The organism is Psychrobacillus sp. (genome assembly GCF_056205495.1).
Window position 1 is genome coordinate 1 of sequence record NZ_JBAEAP010000189.1, and the last position, 1,716, is coordinate 1,716.

General features: G+C 35.0%; 3 protein-coding genes. 1 reads left to right on the forward strand and 2 read right to left on the reverse strand.

Annotated features, from left to right (window positions below; genetic code table 11):
• Positions 1–339: 339 nt before the first annotated feature.
• Positions 340–540 carry a hypothetical protein gene (locus AC06OU_RS05645; RefSeq protein ID WP_475854528.1) on the forward strand — a complete coding sequence of 67 codons (201 nt, stop codon included), beginning with the start codon at positions 340–342 and terminating at the stop codon, positions 538–540.
• A gap of 181 nt (positions 541–721) precedes the next feature.
• On the opposite strand, the gene AC06OU_RS05650 is transcribed toward AC06OU_RS05645, so the two are convergent.
• The gene (locus tag AC06OU_RS05650; protein ID WP_169359174.1) at positions 722–1,015 is read right to left on the reverse strand and encodes a HesB/YadR/YfhF family protein; all 294 of its coding nucleotides are present in this window, start codon (positions 1,013–1,015) and stop codon (positions 722–724) included.
• Positions 1,016–1,137: 122 nt separating this feature from the next.
• Positions 1,138–1,716, reverse strand: a 579-nt coding sequence (plsY, locus tag AC06OU_RS05655; RefSeq protein ID WP_475854529.1) for a glycerol-3-phosphate 1-O-acyltransferase PlsY, incomplete at its 5' end; no start/stop codon positions are given.

A 1,716-nucleotide genomic window follows, 5' to 3' on the forward strand; every position in this document is an offset into this window, starting at 1 on the left:
GTCGTAGATATGCTAGAGAAAATATAGTGGAAGATGCAGTTGGAAAAATAATTAAACAACGGCCGGAAATAAACGATTCTGAATTAATTGAAGGCGTTAAAATTGCTACTAAAGAGTTTTTAGCAGTGGTATAACAGTCTATGGATTTATCTTTTAGTCCTTCTGGTTTGTCTATATAATACACATAAAAATGAGCAAGGATATTTTCTCCTGGCTCATTTACTTTGATATTGATTTTTGCTAACACAACTCCTTAGTTGATTAAGTACCTTTATCATAATACTGTCTATATAATACCCCATCCATATGATAAAATTTACCAGAAAAGGAGGCTGCATTATGATTTCATTTTCATACAAAGCAATGGGCTTTGTTTTCCTATTTATATTAGGATTTATTTATTCATGTTTGCGAATTGGACAACTGACGGGAGAAGTATCCGAAGCAGTAACCACACATATACTTTTCAAATTACTTTTTTCTATCTTTTTTATAATAAGTTTAATTATATTTATTTATGGGTGGAAGAAGGATAAGTAAATATATGCCTTAAAATATTTAACACAATAATGCTCCTTCCTCCTTAAACTAAATTTTCGACGTTAGTTTAAGTGTAACATTCTAAACAAAACCACCGCACGAAAATCAATCCAAGCCATTTACATAGCCTTTTCAATAAAAAAGGCAGTAACGCTTTGAAAACGTTACTGCCTTTGGCTATCTAGCTTTTTTTGTATGAGTATTCAAGCTCGTTTGATTGGTCATTAAAGGATACATAAAGGTCATGCCCAGTGAAATACCATTCATCTCTCTCCTCTATAAAGAACATGATATCTTCATGTAAGAGAGTCACAGATGGTTCGAATGGAGTATCCTTTGTCACACCTAGTGAGAAAGCCTCTTGTATCGGACTTGAGCCTCCATATCGAGCATAGAAACGAATTTTGTCTCCTTTTTCTGCTTCCATTTCCTCGCGGAACCATTTTAAAGCATCATCAGAGATATTTATTTTCATGCGAACCACCAAGCTTTCTTTAAATTTTACGATTATTTTTCATGCGTTTAGTCTAAAGCTTTTCAATAGGTTCCGCAAAGAATTTGTTTAACTCTTTAGTGCAGGATGCTTCAATTCAATAGTTAAATCCATTTGACCTTTGGCTCAGTCCCATTTTTAATGCGCTCTATATTCGAACGATGACGATAGAAAATAAAGATAGCAAGTAAAAATACGATTACGATTAGTGGCCAATCTTCTTTGACCGTAAAATAGTAAACAATAGAGTAGATGAGTGCAATGATCGCTAAACACATAGAGGTTAGAGATACCATTTTTGTTATTTTTAATATAATAAAAAATCCTACAACTAAGATTACAAATATCGGCCAGTTATAGCCTAATAGGATCCCGCCTGATGTAGCCACTGCTTTTCCGCCTTTAAACCCAGCGAACACAGGATAAATATGTCCAAGGACAGCAACTACCCCTAAAATAAGAGGATGCACGTTTGTTGAAGCAAAAAATGGAAGCAAACCTAACAAAGTGGCTGCTGTCCCTTTAAGAATGTCCATAATTGTTACGGCCAACCCAGCCTTTTTACCGAGCGTTCGGAAAGTGTTAGTTCCACCTAGATTGCCACTACCATGCTCGCGTATATCAATGTTATAAAATAGCTTTCCAACCCATAGACCAGATGGGATTGACCCGATTAAATAAGC

Excerpts from the sequence above, each read along its gene's own strand:
- AC06OU_RS05645 (WP_475854528.1), top strand. The coding sequence starts at position 340 with ATGATTTCATTTTCATACAAAGCAATGGGCTTTGTTTTCCTATTTATA.
- AC06OU_RS05650 (WP_169359174.1), bottom strand. The coding sequence starts at position 1,015 with ATGAAAATAAATATCTCTGATGATGCTTTAAAATGGTTCCGCGAGGAA.